Annotated in this window: 16 protein-coding genes and 2 pseudogenes; 5 read left to right on the top strand and 13 right to left on the bottom strand. The window is 56.0% G+C overall.

Annotated elements, in window-relative coordinates; genetic code table 11:
• From PGX04_RS04090 to PGX04_RS04070, 5 genes and pseudogenes are all read right to left on the bottom strand, one after another.
• Positions 1-1,222 (bottom strand): TrbL/VirB6 family protein (locus PGX04_RS04090; protein WP_273737338.1); only part of this gene is annotated, 1,222 nt, incomplete at its 3' end.
• 82 nt (positions 1,223-1,304) lie between these two features.
• Positions 1,305-3,104: a DUF8186 domain-containing protein gene (locus PGX04_RS04085; protein ID WP_273737337.1), complete on the bottom strand. Its 1,800-nt coding sequence runs from the start codon at positions 3,102-3,104 to the stop codon at positions 1,305-1,307.
• 142 nt (positions 3,105-3,246) lie between these two features.
• Positions 3,247-3,585: a hypothetical protein gene (locus PGX04_RS04080; protein ID WP_273737336.1), complete on the bottom strand. Its 339-nt coding sequence runs from the start codon at positions 3,583-3,585 to the stop codon at positions 3,247-3,249.
• A gap of 67 nt (positions 3,586-3,652) precedes the next feature.
• Positions 3,653-3,886: a hypothetical protein gene (locus PGX04_RS04075; RefSeq protein WP_273737346.1), complete on the bottom strand. Its 234-nt coding sequence runs from the start codon at positions 3,884-3,886 to the stop codon at positions 3,653-3,655.
• Between the two features lie 171 nt (positions 3,887-4,057).
• Positions 4,058-4,318, bottom strand: a pseudogene (locus PGX04_RS04070) (HNH endonuclease); the annotation flags it as partial.
• Positions 4,319-4,579: 261 nt separating this feature from the next.
• On the opposite strand from PGX04_RS04070, the gene PGX04_RS04065 reads away from it, so the two are divergent.
• A complete protein-coding gene (locus PGX04_RS04065; protein WP_273737335.1) occupies positions 4,580-4,957 on the top strand; it encodes a hypothetical protein in 378 nt (125 codons plus the stop codon).
• 177 nt (positions 4,958-5,134) lie between these two features.
• A complete protein-coding gene (locus PGX04_RS04060) occupies positions 5,135-5,833 on the top strand; it encodes a plastocyanin/azurin family copper-binding protein (RefSeq protein WP_273737334.1) in 699 nt (232 codons plus the stop codon).
• Between the two features lie 367 nt (positions 5,834-6,200).
• On the opposite strand, the gene PGX04_RS04055 is transcribed toward PGX04_RS04060, so the two are convergent.
• Positions 6,201-7,328 (bottom strand): flavin-containing monooxygenase, encoded by a 1,128-nt coding sequence (locus PGX04_RS04055; RefSeq protein ID WP_273737333.1) that lies wholly within the window; start codon positions 7,326-7,328, stop codon positions 6,201-6,203.
• A gap of 714 nt (positions 7,329-8,042) precedes the next feature.
• Here PGX04_RS04055 and PGX04_RS04050 point away from each other — a divergent pair.
• Positions 8,043-8,963: a ZIP family metal transporter gene (locus PGX04_RS04050; RefSeq protein ID WP_273737332.1), complete on the top strand. Its 921-nt coding sequence runs from the start codon at positions 8,043-8,045 to the stop codon at positions 8,961-8,963.
• Positions 8,964-9,060: 97 nt separating this feature from the next.
• On the opposite strand, the gene PGX04_RS04045 is transcribed toward PGX04_RS04050, so the two are convergent.
• Positions 9,061-9,996, bottom strand: coding sequence for a WD40/YVTN/BNR-like repeat-containing protein (locus tag PGX04_RS04045; RefSeq protein WP_273737331.1), 936 nt, complete (start codon positions 9,994-9,996; stop codon positions 9,061-9,063).
• Positions 9,997-11,566: 1,570 nt separating this feature from the next.
• Here PGX04_RS04045 and PGX04_RS04040 point away from each other — a divergent pair.
• A complete protein-coding gene (locus PGX04_RS04040) occupies positions 11,567-12,139 on the top strand; it encodes a metal-dependent hydrolase (protein ID WP_273737330.1) in 573 nt (190 codons plus the stop codon).
• Here the strand turns inward: PGX04_RS04040 and PGX04_RS04035 are convergent.
• From PGX04_RS04035 to PGX04_RS04010, 6 genes and pseudogenes are all read right to left on the bottom strand, one after another.
• Positions 12,046-12,890: pseudogene (locus PGX04_RS04035) on the bottom strand (transposase); the annotation flags it as partial. The gene PGX04_RS04040 and the pseudogene PGX04_RS04035 overlap by 94 nt on opposite strands.
• 275 nt (positions 12,891-13,165) lie before the next feature.
• The gene (locus tag PGX04_RS04030) at positions 13,166-13,732 is read right to left on the bottom strand and encodes a cupredoxin domain-containing protein (RefSeq protein WP_273737345.1); all 567 of its coding nucleotides are present in this window, start codon (positions 13,730-13,732) and stop codon (positions 13,166-13,168) included.
• Positions 13,733-14,212: 480 nt separating this feature from the next.
• A complete protein-coding gene (locus PGX04_RS04025; protein ID WP_273737329.1) occupies positions 14,213-15,469 on the bottom strand; it encodes a site-specific integrase in 1,257 nt (418 codons plus the stop codon).
• Positions 15,470-15,491: 22 nt separating this feature from the next.
• Positions 15,492-16,019, bottom strand: a complete 528-nt coding sequence (locus PGX04_RS04020) for a PIN domain-containing protein (protein ID WP_273737328.1) — start codon at positions 16,017-16,019, stop codon at positions 15,492-15,494.
• Positions 16,016-16,552: a DUF7437 domain-containing protein gene (locus PGX04_RS04015; RefSeq protein ID WP_273737327.1), complete on the bottom strand. Its 537-nt coding sequence runs from the start codon at positions 16,550-16,552 to the stop codon at positions 16,016-16,018. The genes PGX04_RS04020 and PGX04_RS04015 overlap by 4 nt, the downstream gene beginning before the upstream one ends.
• A gap of 417 nt (positions 16,553-16,969) precedes the next feature.
• Positions 16,970-17,317: a DUF7964 domain-containing protein gene (locus PGX04_RS04010; protein ID WP_273737326.1), complete on the bottom strand. Its 348-nt coding sequence runs from the start codon at positions 17,315-17,317 to the stop codon at positions 16,970-16,972.
• A gap of 350 nt (positions 17,318-17,667) precedes the next feature.
• On the opposite strand from PGX04_RS04010, the gene PGX04_RS04005 reads away from it, so the two are divergent.
• Positions 17,668-18,483: an IS5 family transposase gene (locus tag PGX04_RS04005; protein ID WP_273737325.1), complete on the top strand. Its 816-nt coding sequence runs from the start codon at positions 17,668-17,670 to the stop codon at positions 18,481-18,483.
• The last annotated feature ends 416 nt before the right edge of the window (positions 18,484-18,899 follow it).

The raw sequence follows: 18,899 nt of genomic DNA, 5'->3' as shown, positions 1-18,899 counted from the left end.
CTGCATCAACTAAGCGCGGGGCTTTCGACGTGGCTGCACTCCCAACTGCTGCTTTCGTTTGGCCTACACGTGATCCCATTCTGCTGGCAGCACTGCTCGCCCTTCCGCCTGTCTTTCTGTCGCCCCATCTGGCACTTCTCGCTCCTCCGTACCTCGCCTGCTCCATCAGTTTAGTGCGTCGCGACTTCCCACCTGACTGGGTCGATGAAGAGGGTTGCGTTTGAGAACTCGAGCTGCTCTTTGCACTCCGACCGAGGCCTCTCGGCGACATCCCCGCCATCATGGCTGCTTTCAGCCCGACGGCCGCGGGGGCGACCAGCCCGATCAGCCAGAAGAGCATTGCTTCGATAAGTTCGCCAAACTCTGCCTCAGTTGCTTGCTCGCCCTGGACAGCGACATCCGAATACGCCCCGACGGCTGCCGCACCTGTCTGCAACAGCCCGGCCATCACGATTCCTGCGAGCAGCATGTACGCTGTCGCCCGCAAGAGCGTTTTCGCGATCGACGAGCTGTGGCGAAGTGGACCGAAATTCAGGTACAACATGGCCCCCAGAATCGGGAGCAAAATGAACGTCGCGTGGAACAAGAACTCGCGAAACACAAAGACCCCGAGGGCGAGCAAGATACCCGCGACGGAGACTAAGCTGATGATGATCCCACCGATGATGGAACCAGCGCCCAGCGCGGCTGCCCCGCCGAATCCAGCCTCGAGAACCTTGGGGCCGAACGCAGCGCCATAATCATCGGCATAGACATGCAGAATGATCGCATTCGTCAAAAGGAGACTAAAGTGCATGATCTGGCGGGCAACGGCCACGAAGATGATCACCTTCAACGTTTTCCAGACCAGCATGAAATTCGTCACCTCACGTCGATCGGCGAACGGCTTGGAGGCAATCCCGGCCATGAAGACGATCACCAGCAGTTGAGGGAAGATATCCAGATTGTGCTGGAAGGCACCCTGCATCGTCGGATCATTATAGGGGCTGTCAAAGATGATGAACGAACGAATGCCGTTCGCGATGAGGCTACTGATGAACCCAATGATTCCGGACAGGATGTAGGTGAAAAAGTCCGAGACCCAGCCGGAGATAAACGCGACGGTGAGGGGGTCGCCGTCAACTGGAAGGAAGGCACTGCTCTTCTGGGCCGACACCAGTGTCGTGAGGTCAACGCTTTCTGTGATGCTTGTGATCGAAACGGGCAATCTGAATCCGGTCATGGGTTGGATGGGGTCTCTGTTATGGGCGTGGCTGCCGTGGAGGGGCTGTTCAGTCTCACTGTGCTGGGTCGAGTTCGAAGCCTCATTTGTTTGCATCTCTCATATACGCGAACGGAATGTACAAGATCACAAATGCGATGATCGAGACGAATGCCCCAGTGAAGCTCATCAGTAGCTGGTAGATATTGAACGCCTCTGGCTGGAACGTGATCTGGGCCTCAGCTGGTCCGTAGTACACTTCTTCCACTGGATCAGTCTCACCCGTGAACGAAGCCGTCACGTAGAGGTCACGCCGTTCGACGACTGCAGTTCCATCCGAGTCGGTCGTAACCTGTCCCTGGGCAGCCCCGTGGAGCCAGAGTGTCTCGTTGCCAAGCGCTTCGCCGGTCTCCCCCTCGAACAGGTGGAGCTCTGCGTGCGTGTCGTTGAGGATCGCCGTCTCGAGTTGGGCGTCGCGCTCTTGGACAGTCTGTGTCGACACCGGGATTGGATCGCCGTGGATATCGCGAACCTCTGTGATTGGCTGTTCTGCGTTTGTAATGGTGAGCGTCGTCTGTCCACGCGGTTCGACCGAGGAGAGATTGACGTCCCCATCGAGCGATGCTGGTTCGGATGCGAAGCTGAAGCTGTTCGAACTAGCTAGTTCTGGTGGGTTCGCGATGCTGGTATTCTGTTCTCCATCAAGTGTGGGCCGCTCTCGCTGTGCGGCGAGTTGCTTCTCGAGGACGTTCGGGAACGGAACGGTCTCTTGGTGGGTCGCTGGCGCTAGAAGTTGTTGCTCGAGCGTCTCATTCCCTGTCGACACTCCTGACGATGCGTCGTTGAGCACTGGTACCGTCGTATTGGACTCGGTTTGATCCGGCGAAATCGGTAGCTCATCACCTGGCCGCTGACCCCGAGTGCCGGTCTCATACTGGCGCTGGGAGTAGACGCCCCAGATATTCTCGATCTTGCCAGCGCCTTCTTCGAACGTCGCAGTACTCCAGAGCCGACGGTCATGGAGCGTCTCCGGGCCATCGAACTCGAGGATGAGCCGGTCGATGCCGTCGTCTGATTCGATTATCGTCTGCTCGATCGACAGCTCTTGGTTCGTCGTGACGACAACGGGAGCCTCGTCTTGGACCATGTGGGAGAGTTCGAGCGTCTCATTGTCGGTTGTATTCGACAGCACCCAGTCAGTCCCCTCACGGACGTAGGTGGTCTCCTGGACTGCAAGCCTCGAGGTGATCGTCGCTTCCACCTCCATCGTTGTCGCCCCGCTCGCGTTCGCGTCCGCGTAGTCGAGCTGGTGGGGCGTCTCTGGATCGCCACTCCAGGATTGGTTCCCAATCTTGAGTGTCCGGTCGGTTTCTTGATCGAGGAGTGTGACATTGAGGCAGGTCCGGGTCTGGTCGGTCGTGACGCAGGTCCCCTCCGGGATGCGAGTCGAATAATCAAGGTGGGTGAGGACCGTCCCGTCACGCGGTACCAGCAATAACTCACTCTCATTCCCGTACTGGTCTCCTGCGTCCGACTCGAGACGGGTTTGTGTCCCCTCTGCTGTCCCAAGGATCGTTACGTGAGCGTCTGTGACAAGCGTGCCGTTCGAGCGTTTCGAGTCGGGGAGCCAGAGACTCGTCGACTCGTTGCGCTCGATCGACTCGAGTTGCTCGAGGCGGTACTCTTGCATTGTCTGCTGATCCAGGCCGACCTGATACGGGGGTTGGGTCGTCGAATAGTGGAAATCGCGTATTTGACTCAGCTCTGCTACCGAAATATTCTCTTCTTCATCGACTTCCTCGAGGTCTGGGAGCACGAACGGTGGGACTGAGCCAGCCTTGGGATCCGGTTTATCGGAGATGAAGATGTCTGTTTCGTTGGCCGTTGTCTCCGCGGTGGACATCGTCGCTGCACCGCTAATTGAAAGTGTCAGGGTAACAACTAGGAGCAGTACAAGCGACAATCGTTGGCCATCCATTCGTGGGTGTGGGGGGTGAGGGGGGAGTCGATTGAGGGGTAAGTCGTGATTCTGTTGGATGTGCTACTTAGAAGGCGATCCAGGGGATGACCATTCCCGGGGCGAGGTTTTCGAAGAGCGTCACGAACACGTTGTAGCTGACCGAGAGAACGATCATCCCAGCGCCGCCCCACATACCTCGCCAGCCCCACTGGGCACGGTCGGCATGTTTGCGGGAGACGAACCAGGCAGCGGCACCAACGAGAAAGACGATGACACCGATCTGGCCGAGTGTTGTTGCGACGAATGACTCAATCTCCGACAGCGAGTTGTTGATCTCGCTCTCCTGGGCAGCAGCTATCCCAGTAGTTGCAATGAAAGCGAACAGGGCGATCAGGACTTGGGCACCTTTCATTTTGCGTGCCATACTCGCTCTCTTAGGTGCTAGTATTTATATTTAATCCTAGATATAGGCGTGGACACAAGTAGAACGATCACTGTATATAGTCACAGAAAATTTCCCATGCCCCGAGGATGACTGGCGGCCACACGATCGCCCCAATGAGTCCGAATTCGGGGCTCAGTCCAAAGTCGGCCCAGGCAAATGTCGTTATCGCAGCGGCCACGATTCCCAGTACACTCGTGACGAGGAGTGGTTTCGAAATAACCACCACACTTCCCAGCAGCGTCGCTCCCACTAGGAGTACAGCCTCAATCTCCATTGCCATCGGGGGATATCCTCCTGAGAGCGCGATCAGCCGAGCAACGAGGACGATCCACAGAGCGATTGCCAGCGCAGCAAAAATCCCGCGTGCAGTCGCTCGCAGTGACCCAACCGTGTACACGCGCGGACCATCACCGACCCAGTCGCCAGTAAAGATATCGTGGTCATGATGGCCCTGGTGGCACGGTTCGCATAGCGTTTCTAGATTTGACAGCCGGTTCGATCCACCGTCCGACAACGGAACGATGTGGTGGGCGTGGAGCCGAACCCCCTCGTCACCCGCATGCGGACCGCTTTGTCGACCGCACGCTTGGCACGTCCAGTCGTCGTGCCGGTAGACCGTCTTTCGGCGGGCTTCCCAGTCTGGCGGACGATTCCCCGAATACGTATCAGGATCGTCATAGCGTGACTCAATCTGGGCCTCGAGTGTGCTCATTCGATGTCGTCCCTCGCTTGCAGCTCGCCAAAGTCATACTCGACTACCGATACTGTGATCTCGAGAACCCAGCCGACCTCAGTAACCCCCTTGAGCACGCTTTTATCAGTGCCCGAACCAAGACACCCAGCGAGGACTCTTCGACGACGCATATCATCTGATAGTTTATGTCCGAACATATATAGTTACTTGGGCAAGTGGCAAGGGTGTTACCCCACGATGTATATAATTCTACGCGCTGTGGGGTAACACAGAACCGGGATGACCGCAGAGAAACCAGAACCTCCCGATCTTCCAAAGACCCTCCGCGAGCCACTCGAACGCCAACCACCCAACCGCCTCGACCAAGTGAGTAGATATGCTGACCAACTTGCTCGCTGGAAACGCGCCGAACACGAGCGTGAAGTCGCTGAAACTCGAGAACGTGACTCGATCACTGACGATGAACAGACCACCCTCGAAGAACGCGGGATTTCGATCGATCCCACTGACTATGAGGGAGTAGCCACCAGTGGTGCGTATATCACGGTCAAGGAAACGAAACCCGGCTACAAATATTATTACTGGCAGTGGCGTGAGGGGAATTCCTGGAAGAACAAGTACATCGCACCTGTCGATCCAAAAGACTCCACCGAGTAACCATTGAGACTCAGGTTTGCAATTGACCTTCTCCCGCACCTAAAAGTGGGATGATGTATGTATTCCTGACAAAATGGCATCTAATTAGATGCATTCCTGACGAGAGTTGGATAACTGTTGATATTATACGTCGAATAAGGAAACCAGAGGAGACGCATCGCCAATTTAGCAATCACAATGAGCGATCGGTCATCTCGGCGGCACGTACTTGGGATAGCTAGTGGTGCAATTGTAACTGGACTTGCCGGTTGTCTGACCGGAGACGACCAATCAGAGAACGATACCAACCCGGATGAGGGGGCTGCTAACTCGAGCGATGATCCCGATAATCAGAGCAATGAAACGGATTCAAACTCTGGAAACGAGAGCAGCCCTGATGAAACGGATAGTACGTCTGAGAGTGCAGCCGAAGTGACAATGGTGACGAATGACTCTGGAACTCACTTCGAGCCCCACGTTGTCCAAATCGAACCCGGAGAGTCGGTCACGTGGACGCTCAAGAGCGGTTCTCATACGACGACCGCTTATGCACCGGCGAACGACAAGCCCCAGCGGATCCCTGATGACGCTGAGGCATGGGATAGTGGGACGGTTGACGAACAAGGAGCAACCTTTGAACACACGTTCGAAACCAAAGGTGTCTATGATTACTACTGTCGTCCACACGAAAACACGGGAATGATCGGGAGCGTTGTCGTCGGTGATCCCAACCTTGATAATCAGCCGGGAATGTCTGAGCCACAGTCTGAACTGCCCGACGAAACTCATGAGAAGATCCGCGAACTGAACGAGATGGTCCGGAATGGTGGCGAAAGTGAGCATGGTGGACACGGAAGTGGCGAAGATGACCACGGAGGACACGAGGATGACCACTAACGGTAACTAATTGAGACAGAGAACGCTCCTTCTTTATCAAGGATTTCTACAAGTTCAAAGGTGTGCCACTATTTCAAGCTAATACTGTGTCACGAAGGACTAAGTACCGTCCCAAGTCTGCTCTGGCTAGTAGATCTTCTTAGAAAATCGAACGTGACACGAGTTTTAGAAAGGTGATGTTCTAGGCAGTCCACGCTTGGGACAGTACTAAGTGGTGCTTCAACCGTCGATTGATGGTTTCAGTATTCTACAAGACTGGGGAGAGGATCATTATCTGATAGAAACGGCGTGCGAGATATAGAGGCTGTGTCCCTCAAGGCCATCAATTCCAGTCTCGATTCGCCGCCCCTCAAGCGCCATCCGGCGACTATTTACCGGCACTGACTGGCATTGATTTGGGCATTGACCGCGTGCCCCTCGGCCGGGATGCGATGTGCTCTACGACGTATTGTGCGTCTCTCCCGATCCCTGCGAGTAGCGAGGACGTCAGTCCATAGAGGAAGAACAAGCCAACGAAGTACAAGCCCGGTTCGTCGGGGATGACGCCGCGGTCGTGGACAGGTTCCTTCGGAGTCGCCTCGCCACCGAACACCGGGAGGTGAAGCCACGAGCAATCGGGGCGGAACCCCGTACACCAGATGACATTCGCAACATCGAGCACGCGATCATCGCCGACCATGGGTCGCCCATCCCGGACGCCGACCGTCCGGGGGACCCGCTCGATGCCGGCTGCGGCAAGATCCTGTGGCCTGACCCGGACTACAGGGCCAGTCTGGGAGAGCATCTTCGGGCGAAGCCGCCGGCCAATGGGGTTCCCCGTGGTGAACAGCTGATGGAAGAGCACGCGCATCACGAACGGTTCCCCGATGTAACGGCCGAACCACGAATCGGGACGGTACGGGACGGTCCCGACGTCCCGTCCCGACAGCCACGTCGGGTGCGTGTCGGCGACGTCCATGCTTATCTCGGCCCCGGAGTTGCCCGCACCGACGACGAGCACGCCACCATCCTGCAGCTGCTTGGGATTGCGGTAATCGATCGAGTGCAACTGGACGATGTCGTCTGCCAGTTGGTTCGCGAAGTCGGGGACCTTCGGGACCTGGTAGCTCGCCATCGCCACCACGACATTCTCGGCCTCGAACTGACGGTCCCCTGCGGTCACGAGGAAGCGCTCGCCGTTCCGATCGAGCTCGTCGACGTGGACGCCGAGTTCGACCGGCAGGTCGAATCGTGCCGCGTAGGTCTCGAGGTAACCGGCGACCTCGTCCTTGGTGGGAAATGAATGGGGCGGCGCGGGGAAGGACATCCCTGGGAGCCCGTTGTAGCGTGCCTCCGTGAACACGCGCAGCGAATCCCAGCGGTTCCGCCACGCGTCACCGATGCGCTCGCTCGCGTCGAGGATAACGAAGTCCTGGTCGTGTTTTTGCAGGTAGTAGCCGGTCGCCAAGCCGGCTTGGCCGCCGCCGATTACGATGGTCCCGTACTGTTGAGTCATGGTTGTTGCTCCTCTTGCTTCGACGCTTCGCTACGCGTCTGGGAGCTTCAGACGCCGACGCGTCGGCCCAGAGTCGCATTACTACTACGTCTTGTTATGAGTTAACGTTTGCCACACAGTGATTCGCAGTGCCACCAGTGCAAGATACGCGCCCTGTATTCATCATGCAATTCTCATCATATATGAGTTAGTTCAAAGACTCCGTGCGAGATATAGAGGGTGTATTTGGCTGCTGGCACCGGATGACTATCTCGCATCAGCTGCACCGCTATCAGCAGCTCCCAAAGTGTCAATAGATAGCTACTCGGCCCCACGGTAGTAACTATATATGGCCCTCGAAACTATCGTACGGGTTTCTGGGCCGATAACAGTTCGCCAGAAGGAGAACAGGGGAAGAACCCATGGCAACATCAAAAGACAATGATGCCTGTATTGTATGTGGCCTCATTCAATGATGGCCTCACGAACATGGTTTGAAACGCTAGCAAGTACTTGCATCAAACGGAAAACACAGAGGATTACGTTGCTAATTCGGCGCTCTTTTTTGCTAGCCAAATTAAAGTATTAGACTAGTCTAAACCCATGTATGGGTAACACAGTGTCCCTGCTGCATTCGATACGAACGGGACGTTGCTGCGCTGGTAGAGACCATCCGAGTGTATCAACACACTCGCCGTTATACCGTAGCGATTCAGAACCGTTGGGGAATACTGAATGACAATTGAAGAGCTGTTCGTCGACCTTGTCGGAACAGATCCAGTGGTTCAGGGGCTCGCTGGTGGACTGGTCATCGCATTTCTCAACTTCGTTGGCGCATCAATCGTCCTCGTCTGGCGGAACCCGACCGAGAAATGGCTCGATGCCGCGCTTGGATTCGCTGCCGGGGTCATGCTATCAGCGAGCTTCACGAGCTTGCTTCTCCCTGGCATTGAGTTCGCGTCCGAACCAGGATACCGCGCGCTCCAACTCGGCGGGGTCGTGCTTGCAGGCGTCGTTCCCGTACTCGTCGGGTTCTTCCTAGGCGTCGCAGTCCTTGACCGCGGTGAACGGTGGGTCCAATACGTCGGTCCCATGATCAGTAATCGACTTGTCCCCAATTCAGAAACGCAAACTGACGGTGGGGAAGACAGTCACAGGCACGCCCACTTCGCTGGATCGGCAACCACTGAATCCGGTTCTGTGAAAGCCCGTGTGATGTCCGTCCTGCTGTTTACGGTTGCCATCACGCTGCATAATATGCCAGAAGGACTCGCGGTCGGGGTCGGCTTCGGGAGCGGTGATGTTTCAGGGGGTATCGCGCTCATGCTCGCGATCGGGATTCAGAACATCCCGGAAGGGCTCGCAGTCTCGGTCGCGGCGATTAACGCTGGTCTTGGCCGTCGCTGGTACGCGGCGGTCGCAGGCATTCGCGCCGGCCTCGTCGAGATCCCACTCGCGCTCTTCGGCGCGTGGGCCGTCATAGTTGCCGCTCCACTACTGCCGTACGCGATGGGGTTCGCTGCTGGCGGGATGCTCTACGTCATCGGTGACGAAATCGTCCCTGCAACGCACTCACGCGGCCACGAACGAGTCGCAACACTTGGGCTGATGATCGGCGCAGCGCTCATGCTCACGCTCGACGTGGTGCTCGCATAGCCTTATAGCGGAAAGTTTCGCCATCTGATTCACCTCGTCACCACGCTCGTTCGATCCGTTCAAAAAGTGTGTTCTGAGACAGCTAAGTGAGAAGAGCTCACCAGACCGCAAGCGATCGAATTCCTGCTGGTACCATTCCAGTATCGGTCCACATCCCATCCTCGTTGCGGCCGATGAGTCGGCCGTCGTTCGTCCCCGCTAGCACACGCCCGTTGACGTCAGTCCACGCGAGAATAACCTCAGCCGGCCCACCAGGGTACGAGACGGACTCATAGGCTTCACCACGATCTGTTGATTCCAACAGGACTGCGTCAGCACCACCTTCACCGCTCCATGTCCCTGGCGGGCTTCGTGCCGCAGCTGCATACAATCGCCCATCAAGTTCGAAGGCCTCCCGGAAGTACCGATGATCGAGTTCCGTGTCGAGCCGCGTCCACGACTGCCCAGCATCGCGCGTTCGGTAGAGCCCGTCGCCACACGAGGCGACGTACTTGTCCGGCCCGAGGACGAACACGTGATGCACGTCATCGCGGACGCCGTCACGACGCTCGGTCCACGTCTCGCCCTGGTCCTCGCTGATGTGGACGCCACCGACCTCGACGCCGGCGATCATGCGGTCAGGCGTCTCCGGATGCACGTCGAGACTCCGCACGTGGGCTTCGTTGCGGTGGCGCGGCGTATGCCATTCATCCCGCGATGGGAGGTTCTGAAAGCCCTCGAGTTCGGCCCACGTTTCACCGCTATCGGTCGACACGTAGAGATACGCGGGGTGGGTGCCCGCGTAGAGTCGTTCACCATCCGGACTGGCAACAACCGAGTATACTTCCTCTTGTGGGACGCCGATGTCCTCCCACGTTCGCCCATTATCCATTGACCGGTACAGTCCCGTCTTCGTGGCTGCGAACACGCCGTCGATCTCTGAAAACATCCGAACTCTGGGGACGTCACCGCTATCGAGTACCTGTTCGGCGTCCTCGACGGGGATAGTTGCTGTCCGGTAGACGCCATCACGAGTACCGATGAGTACGACCATGGCTGGCTTACGTTCGCCGTCTGATTAACCTCGGGGGCGTTGTATTATTGCCTCTCAAAACTGAGTTTCCTCTTCCGCATATAAAGATTAGAAGACTAATTCGGGCCTCCTCAAACTAGGTCTCAAGGAAATGTTCTGATCAATCGCGGAGTTCTGCGAGTGACTGGCCGGCTTCTCGGACATATTCACTCCGTTCAAGGTCGAATTCCTCAGCGAGGTAATCAACAATCTCTTCGAGGCTCATACTGGAGTGAAGATTTCCGGGTGGTATAATCCTAGTGTTGTACCGGCTAGCCCGGCCCTGATGAGAGATTTATTACAAAATCCTGCCATTATGCCCGGTGGTGACTAATTACGCACGAATTCGAGAGCTTCCGCGGGGAATCCATCAGCTTGTGCTGCAATGGTGTCTGGAAGCTGGAAGACACCTTCCTTGACTCGCTCCATCGGCTCGGTGAGAGTTCCGTCACTGAGATTGCGTTCTTGCCACTCCGTGTGTGAGACTGCGATATCGAAGGGCATCCTGTCGAATCTGTGGCGCGAGCACTCCTTGATAGTCGTAGACGAAGCGTGTGTGTTCGTGATCGTACTGACGGCGCGATTCGCACCACCAACAGAACTCGTAGTCATCCGGGTGAGCATATCCGGGGATTCGAATCCAAGAGTGGCTTCCATATTCTTCGACCATCGGACAGCCCTTAGATGTTTTCTCCCACTCTAGATTCGCCTCGACTCGCGTCTCGAACTCCCGCGAATCATGCTGTCGTACGCTGTAGGCGCTTCCAGCATCGGCCCAGAACGCTTCGTCGACGACGTGGTAGCCAGCTGTTCCTCTTCGAAGTCGACGGGCGTCAACCATGCAACCGAGTAGCCCGCAGAGAGGTAGTCGTGCGTCGCCCCCTCGATGTCCTTACTGTGATGCTTGTGCTGGACCTCGATGATGAGTCCGTTCCCGAAATAGCGATTCTAGTCCTGGAACTCGACGAGTGCGTCGGCCCGTCGCGTCTCAGGCGTGGTCGCCGCCTCGCAGGGGAGCCGTGATGCGTCAGTTTCCGAGCGGAACTACCTCGACGAACACACTCGCCAGCGGGCACGCGCCGACGCCATGCGAACTCTTGTGCAGAGAACTCGCAGATATCTTCGACCAACACCTCTGACCACGTCGGGGCCGGGCTCCGAGTTACCGCCGAAATTCCAGTTGTTTTCGGAGTAGTACGGCGATCCCTCCGACCAGCGAGTGCCCCGCCACACTCGGTCGAAGGCCTGCTTCATCGCTTCCCCTGTGGTAACCAAACACGCACGGTGTCGTTTACGGCTTATCAGGATGAGCGAGTGTCTTGAGTTGGTCATCAGATCATTGATTCACCCGCTTCGGCTTCTACTACGTATTAATAGTTAGTTCATTGATGCTGAGTGACCAACTAGCAAATGTGTCTATCGATATTACGTGCTTTTAAGGATCGAGTTACTACTCAGTAACGGTGATACCATCAGACGATAGTGGTTCTGCAGTCACCTCTACCGCTACTCGATTTCTGCGTTACCGTGCTCTTCGATTGGTGATGCGATCATGATGCCATGGGGGCATCTCGCCTTCGGCTATGTTCTGTATTCACTTGGCCATCGTTTTGTGACGCGTAAGCCGCCAGCCGGATTTGGAGTCGTTCTCGCAATAGTGGTCGGCACTCAGTTGCCGGATGTCGTAGATAAAACGCTCTCATGGGGACTCCATCTCTTTCCACAAGGCTATTCGATCGCCCACTCCATACTCGTTGCTGTCCCCATTGGGCTGCTTATTCTCGGTGTAACAGCTTACAGAAACCGGGATATCGGTATCGCTTTTGTCCTGGGATACTGGTCGCATCTTCTTGGTGATGCGATGCTCGCCGTTCCAAAACGTGGTGTTTCGCCAGGCGATCGGCTTCTCTGGCCAATCGTTACGCTTCCGCCGTACCGAGGCGATCCAACATTGTTTGGGCAAATCGAGAGAATCTTCAGGTCATTCTTCACCGAGATGTTGACTACCGAACATTTTGTCTTTCTCGCTATTTACATGGTACCGTACCTACTGGTATTCTTACTCTGGGTAATTGATGGCTCGCCTGGCGTCGCGTTTCTTTGGCGAAAAGAGAACCACAAGTGAGGGTGTCGGTAGACCTGCGCTCGTGCGTGGACGCAGCCTCGGGCGCAGAGCGTTTCGAGGCCGCAGTCCCTGACCATATCATTTGTTTGTTCTACCTGTGTTCGGCGGTTGTACGTCTTGTCTAAGACCGATTGCTTCAACTGAATATCTTCGCTGTGTTCCTTGATACGGTCTTCAATTTTGTACTCTATATCCAGTGGATCGTCGGTGTTTCACGGGTTATACGGGGCGACTGGCACGACTCCTGCTGGACGCAAGAGCCGTGCCAGTCAAGTGTATCGTAGGCGCTGTCACCAACCATCCATCTCGGTTGGGCGAGCGCGTCACGAGTGACGCGCATCGCCGTCTCTTCGGATGCTTGTTTTCTCTCGGTGAACTCGGCTGCAATTGGGATCTTTGATCCTGTCGAGACAATCGTACAACCATGGCTGTAATAGTACTCTTCAGCGGTTGGATCGTAACATTTCGACGTATCTGGATCAGACGGCATTGCACGAATATCGGTCGAATCAATCCGGTAGGCCAAGTCGAACAGGCCGCGAGCAGCGGTCTGCTCGATGAGGTGGTTGAAAACCTCGTCAATGACGTGTTCACGGCCAGTAAGGAATCGATCGACCGCGTCTCTCGACGGCGATCGATCGAAGCCACAACTGAGCCAGACGATCGTGTTTTGAAGCTCTCGTGCAATCGGTCGAATGCCGTAGATATCGTTATTCTCTGTCCGGTGAAATTTAAGGTAGTATCGTAGAAATAGGCCCTGTTTTTGCAGGTGTTAAACCTATTTGAGGAGAAGATGTGCGTTCTCTGCCGGGGCGCGATGGAAAATCATACCACCATCGTCTCGTGTCATCACACCTGCCCCGGCCCTGTTGACAGTAATCCAGTAGAGCAGCGCTCAACAGCAACTCGGTATCGGGCCTTGCCAGGAGTAAAGAACTCCAATCCTAATAGAAGTAAGTGCAGTATAGGGTTATTCTTCCGCACCTTCGCTGCGACAACTGCCAAGATCTACCGAAGTAGCAGTTGTTAGCCGGTCTCGTTGCCGCCTTCGGTCTCGTTGCCACCAGTCTCGTTGCCACCGGTTTCGTTACCGCCAGTCTCGTTGCCGCCGGTTTCGTTGCCACCCCCGCCACCACCTTGAATCTGGAGTTCACCTTCCATCTGGGGATGGGGTTGACAGCGGTAGACGGCCATCTCGCTGCTGGCCGTGAACTCGAAGGGGTTGTTCTCTTGGTCGTCGGGGTTCGAGGCGGGTTCGCCTGACGTGAGGTCGTCGATCACTTCGTCGCTGTCGTTCCGGATCTCCATGTTGTGCGCCTGCCCGTCACCTTCCGACCAGCCGATTGTGTAGTCCTCACCCTCTTGGAGAATGAGTGTCGGGTTCTGCTCGCCCTCGATTTGAGACGGCGCGAGCCCCTCCCAGTACTGGGTCTGGCCGCTAAAATCGAGTTCTGTCCCGGGCTCAATCTCGTAGCCGTTACCGCCTCCGCCGTTACCACCGTTACCACCGTTACCGCCGTTACCACCATTACCGCCGCCACCGCATCCGGCGACGAACGCCGTTGATGTTGCGACACCTGTTAACATGAGCATCCGTCGTCGGGATACATGCTTATCTTGTGTCATTGGGCTTGCTTGGGACTCAACATGAATAGGTGAGTACCCGTCTAATGCATGGGAATCAAGTCTAATCGGAGATCCAACTCTCTAGACGAGAGCTGATAGCAGTTATAAAGTGATGTTTAGTTCTCATGTATAGTGAGCGGCAGTTCCACTGAAAGGACATGTGAAAATAGGGTTTTACAGAGGGGCGCCCTTCTTGACTTGTTAGTAGACTAGTGATTTATAGTAATCTGCTCTGTTGAATAGCTTTTCTGAGCCCCGAGAGGAAGAGAAAACTACAGTAGAGACGATTCGTTTAGTGGTCATCGGTAGCGTACTTTTCTGACCTGGTAGCAAGAATGAAGATTGGTTTATTGCCGTGGATTTTGTCAGACTATCTCAGCTTACAGACCATAGGAAAAACCACCACAATCTTGGCCAGTAGTTGGGCTATTCTGGGGAACAGTGTCGTTACTCATCAGTAGGAACATGTCCACCGTCGACCTCTTCAAGCGCTTCAGTTGCGATATCACCCAGTTCACCGGCCTCGATATGTGAATATCGTTCGCGAACCATTTCCTCGCTGTTATCGAGGTATCGTGCGGCGACGGTGTAGCCGAATGCTCGAACGAGAACCTCTCCCATTCCCCGACGCCCACCATGGGGTGCGAGGTACTCGTGTTTCGGATGGTCGATATCGATGCTAGCGTCAGCAGTTATCCGTCTCAGGACGGTTCGCGCTCCATCAGTCGTGAGCGACGGCGGCTGGATATCCTCCTCAATGGCGAGGAGAAGATCACGGGCATAGGTGCTTCGCTGCTCATCGATCTCTGCAGGTTTTAGTCCACGGTCTGTCAGCTCTTCGCTGACCAGGGTAGCGAGCGTTCGCTGGTCGAACGTCGGGAAGACCGGCCACCGTTCAGTCGGTGGATCGAGGAGACGCTTATAGTTCCGGAGCGGCGAGATGACCGGGTCGGGAAGACTCGCCGAGTCCCACTGCTGTTTCTTCCGATAGACGTGCATACTCCCGTCCTCGAGGTCGATCTCCTCCCACCGGACACCACGCCGACGTGGGTCGTCCGGGTCTCGAAGGAGTTCCCCGACGCGGACAGCTGTATAGGCGAGAACGCAGATTAGCGCTCGATCACGCGCTGCCCTGAGTGCCGCGTATCGGCCTTGCTCGCGTTCGAGCTGGTCGACGTCCTCCGGTAATCCTGTGAACTGTTCGATAGCAGTGCGTGCCTCCTCGTCGACGTAGCCGGTGAGGGTATGTCGCTGCTCGGGAGTCCACGCCTGTTGATCCCCTGGCTTACGGCCGTCGTCCTCAGGGAGCGGCGCGGTTGCGCTAGCCCGCTGGGCGTAGTGTGCCTCGAGATATCCTTCGTTGACGCACCAGCCACACCACGCAGAGATGTACGCGTAGTAGGTCTGCACAGTGTTCTGCTTGAGACCGCGGTCGCCGGCGAGATGACGGGCGTACTCGCGGAAGACTTGCTCGTCGAGAGCGGCGAATGTCGGGTCGCGGTCGACATCATCGGGACCGATCCCGGTCCAGTTGTCGTCGCCACGCTCACCGGCAGCCCATTCGCGGAAGCGTTCGAGTTCGCGCACGGCATTCCGTCGGTAGTTGCCGCCATCGCCACCGCGACCTTTTCCCTTGTCCTGGAGGTAGCGCTCGAACGTCTCGTCGAGAGCGCTTTCAGAACGGGCAGAGCTGTCATCGATCATCGAGTCTCACCCAGGGTCTGCGTCAGCGAAATTCATCGGCTGTGATCGTCTCGAGATACTCGACGCTGACGTACCGGTACTCGAGCCGGCCGCTGAAGCCGTGTTGTGGCAGGAGCGTTTCGGCTGCCCGCCCCGCAGGTTTGTCGGTTGTCAAGAGAATAACGTGGTCGGCCTGATCGGTCTCGAGTAATTGAGCAGCAAGCCCGACAAGCGCTGTATCTGCTTTCTCGGTGATATCCTCGCCCCGACCGGTCTCGTTGGCAATGAAGCGGCGAGCGTCGTCCATTACCGTCGAAACGAGCGGATTGGTATAGTCCAACTCGTCGGCGACGACGATCCATCCTTCCTCGAATCCATCGGGATAGGGAAGGTTCCCCGAGGGATACTCGTCTGCAGCTGGGTCGCCCCCGAGTTCTTCGTAGACGCGCTGGGGGATGCGTAGGGAGACACCGGCCTGTCGAATTGCCCGGCGAAGCCGTTGAAACTTGTCGTTGTCTGGGCCACCACACCGCACGAAGACGCCGGTATCGGCGACGTATGCAGTCGTCATGCAGCCGCGTCGGCGTACTCGGTAGCGACTGGTTCGAGCGCTTGAAGAATAATCTCGGCCTCAAGCGGCGAGATTTCGAGTTCGCGGGCCGCGATGCGATGGTTGACCGTTCCATCGACATACTCGTAGGCGTACTCCAGCGCGACGGCCAGGCCGTCGAGCCCGTGGCGTTCGATGTAGACATCGATGTCCTCGTCCTCGTCGCGGCGGGCAACGGCTGCGATAAGTGCCGGCGTGATCGTTTGGGTCTCTCCGTCCGTCGAGAGTGTGAGTGAAATCGACTCGGCGTCATATTCGTATGGGCGTTGATCACGGATTTTCTCCACTAAGCCAGCTGTTTCGAGGTTCTGAACATAGTCGTAGGCGGTCCCCTGTGGGATGTCGAGCACATCAACGATCTTGGAAACTGTGACCGGGCCGTGTTGTAAAATGTGGGCGTACATCCGAGCAAGTGCCGGCGTCTCGAGGAGGTCTACGACCGTCTGAAGCTGCTGAATAGGTGGCCGACCTGATCTGGAGGATGATTGCGCCATCTCGATTACGAATTATGGATAATTCGTGATAAGGCTTCTGGCGATGGAGCGAAACTCGCAACCGAACCGGTACTTGCAGAGAGGCACCCTCTCGTAGCGGCTCAACCCTGAGGGAAGCAGCGTCGTGAGCCGGTTGCAACATTCGTGCTTCCCCGACAGCGTCAGGGTACTTCAAAGTGGTCGTGATTATCGAAGTAATCATGACCAATTGTGATAGAAGCCGAAAATCCAACATTTTCACGATAGAGGAGTCCTATCCCCAGAAATTTGGATCTGTATGAGGTGATAAATCATATACCGATATACCAAAACTGCAACCGCCGTTCGGACCTCAACTTCGGGATCTCAAGTTCTACAAACCACCATACAGCTGACACCCGTTACGATCGTCCTCAGAGAAGCTGTTTGAAGAAGAAACTATTCTTCGTCTTCCGAGGCAACAGCGCTCATAGCGTCCATTCCTTGCTGAATCGGATGCTCTTCGTAGAGCTCTTCGCTTCGCAGAAACCCATCTGAGAGGATGTTATCTTCCATACCGCTCTCGTAGATAACCCTCCAGCCGTGACCTGCTTCGTAGGTCACGGCTGTCACCCAGTCGTAGCCAATAAACATCGCAGTGTCCATAACCATCCCGTGTTCCGGATCAAATTTCGTCGTCTGAGGCATTATTGACTGGATGCTCTCGTGTCGTTCGAGTGAGTCACGCTCAGTATCCTTGAGTGGGCGGTCTGGAAGCGATTCAACAAGGGATCCATCTTGAGCCATACTCCAAGTAGCTCTTGGCACGTAAGTAACCGTTCGGCGTGGGTCCAAATGTGGTGCCCTAATGGGGAGTCTCTCCTTCGGTTTCAGTATCTGGACTGACTGTTAATGGCATCTAACATCACTCCTGTAGTTGACGACGATGCCCCCGCTTTGGCGGGGGCGATCGTCATCCACGCCAAGAAAGTCTGTGAAACAGCTGATCATCTCTGGCGTGTACTTGGAGACGTCTCGATTCCCGTGGATGGGCTAACTGACACTCGACAACAGCACAAAGTCTTGCTCCGTTGAATGGCCCTTCCCTCTGCGGATTTTATCGCTGATTTCAGGGGATTTGGACGCCGTCTGGCGATATGGGCCGTCTCAGAAACCTCGCACGGACATTTCAGGAGTTCGCCACGACCCACGTAGAGGAGCCAGACGTACCCGCCGTCGCCGACGGCGACGACGGGTACGACAAGTCAACGAAAGTCGCGCTTCTCCTGCTCAGAGAGGAGATCAACAAACCGCTCCGGAAACTCGAAGACTATCTCAACGAGATGCCCGGTATTCTTGACGTACTGGGTATCGAGAAATCACCGGACTACACGTCGTTTAGCAAGTGGGACGGTGAATTTCCGATGCAGGAGTTGCGCCGCCTGCTCCGCGCTTCGGCGGAGCAGGCGGGACTATCAGGAACGGCGTCGATTGACGCAAGTGGCTTCCAGCGTGATCAGGCCAGCTCACACTACCGGAATCGTGTGGGTTACTCGTTCAACGCTCTGAAGACGACGCTGTTAGTTGATACGGAGTCGCTTGCAATCATAGACGCTCATTTCACGACGAAGAAAGCCTATGACGGGCATATCGGGTTGCAGGTCTTCCGGCGGAACGCCGGAGACCTGCAAACGCTTCTGGCTGATAAGATGTACTCGTGGACAGACCTCCGGGAAGCCTGCTGTGAGGCGTCGACGCGACCGGTGATCAAACACTGTGAGCAAAATGCACTCAAGAAGGCTCACAACGCCCGAATTGACGACGATGTCTACAACCAGCGGTCAATGAGCGAGACAGTGTTTGCGATGCTGAAAGACGATGGCGATGAACTTCGCTCCCGGAGTTGGCACGGCCAATTCCGGGAGCTCACGCGGAAGTGCATCGTACATAACCTCGCGCAGGCGGCGAGTTAGGGCTCGCCGCCTGCTCCCCTTCTCTGGACGTATTCGAGAGAGGCATCGCCATCGTCCACTTCACACTTCACGTGGTATCTTGTGAAACTGATGCTTTGATTATCGAGCAAGTCGGCTGAAATCGAATTGTCTGATCTCAGAATCTACCGATAGAGCGTCGGTACTGGTGGAAAGTCGAATGTCACAATTTCGATGCTGCCGCTGTCTTGCGTTCAACACTACACAAAGTCTCGTTCGGAACCGAGTCAATGGCACGAGTCTACATCTACCAGACGATCTACGACCTCGCCCAAAGCGAGGTCGCAGATCGGCTTGAGAACCGTCCAGCACTGCTGAAACAGCTAGGTTTGAACAAGGTGCCGACTCAGCAGAATCTCTCATACGCTTGGAACCAATTCAGCGAGCAGACCAAGACC

The organism is Natrinema soli, assembly GCF_028618695.1.
Note: the sequence above shows the minus strand (reverse complement) of the source record. Positions and strands in the feature narration are given on the sequence as shown.

Bases quoted from the DNA above. Each gene is read 5' to 3' on its own strand.
- PGX04_RS04085 (WP_273737337.1), bottom strand. From the start codon at position 3,104: ATGTCCACCGCGGAGACAACGGCCAACGAAACAGACATCTTCATCTCC.
- PGX04_RS04080 (WP_273737336.1), bottom strand. From the start codon at position 3,585: ATGGCACGCAAAATGAAAGGTGCCCAAGTCCTGATCGCCCTGTTCGCT.
- PGX04_RS04075 (WP_273737346.1), bottom strand. From the start codon at position 3,886: ATGGCAATGGAGATTGAGGCTGTACTCCTAGTGGGAGCGACGCTGCTG.
- PGX04_RS04065 (WP_273737335.1), top strand. From the start codon at position 4,580: ATGACCGCAGAGAAACCAGAACCTCCCGATCTTCCAAAGACCCTCCGC.
- PGX04_RS04060 (WP_273737334.1), top strand. From the start codon at position 5,135: ATGAGCGATCGGTCATCTCGGCGGCACGTACTTGGGATAGCTAGTGGT.
- PGX04_RS04055 (WP_273737333.1), bottom strand. From the start codon at position 7,328: ATGACTCAACAGTACGGGACCATCGTAATCGGCGGCGGCCAAGCCGGC.
- PGX04_RS04050 (WP_273737332.1), top strand. From the start codon at position 8,043: ATGACAATTGAAGAGCTGTTCGTCGACCTTGTCGGAACAGATCCAGTG.
- PGX04_RS04045 (WP_273737331.1), bottom strand. From the start codon at position 9,996: ATGGTCGTACTCATCGGTACTCGTGATGGCGTCTACCGGACAGCAACT.
- PGX04_RS04040 (WP_273737330.1), top strand. From the start codon at position 11,567: ATGATGCCATGGGGGCATCTCGCCTTCGGCTATGTTCTGTATTCACTT.
- PGX04_RS04030 (WP_273737345.1), bottom strand. From the start codon at position 13,732: ATGCTCATGTTAACAGGTGTCGCAACATCAACGGCGTTCGTCGCCGGA.
- PGX04_RS04025 (WP_273737329.1), bottom strand. From the start codon at position 15,469: ATGATCGATGACAGCTCTGCCCGTTCTGAAAGCGCTCTCGACGAGACG.
- PGX04_RS04020 (WP_273737328.1), bottom strand. From the start codon at position 16,019: ATGACGACTGCATACGTCGCCGATACCGGCGTCTTCGTGCGGTGTGGT.
- PGX04_RS04015 (WP_273737327.1), bottom strand. From the start codon at position 16,552: ATGGCGCAATCATCCTCCAGATCAGGTCGGCCACCTATTCAGCAGCTT.
- PGX04_RS04010 (WP_273737326.1), bottom strand. From the start codon at position 17,317: ATGGCTCAAGATGGATCCCTTGTTGAATCGCTTCCAGACCGCCCACTC.
- PGX04_RS04005 (WP_273737325.1), top strand. From the start codon at position 17,668: ATGGGCCGTCTCAGAAACCTCGCACGGACATTTCAGGAGTTCGCCACG.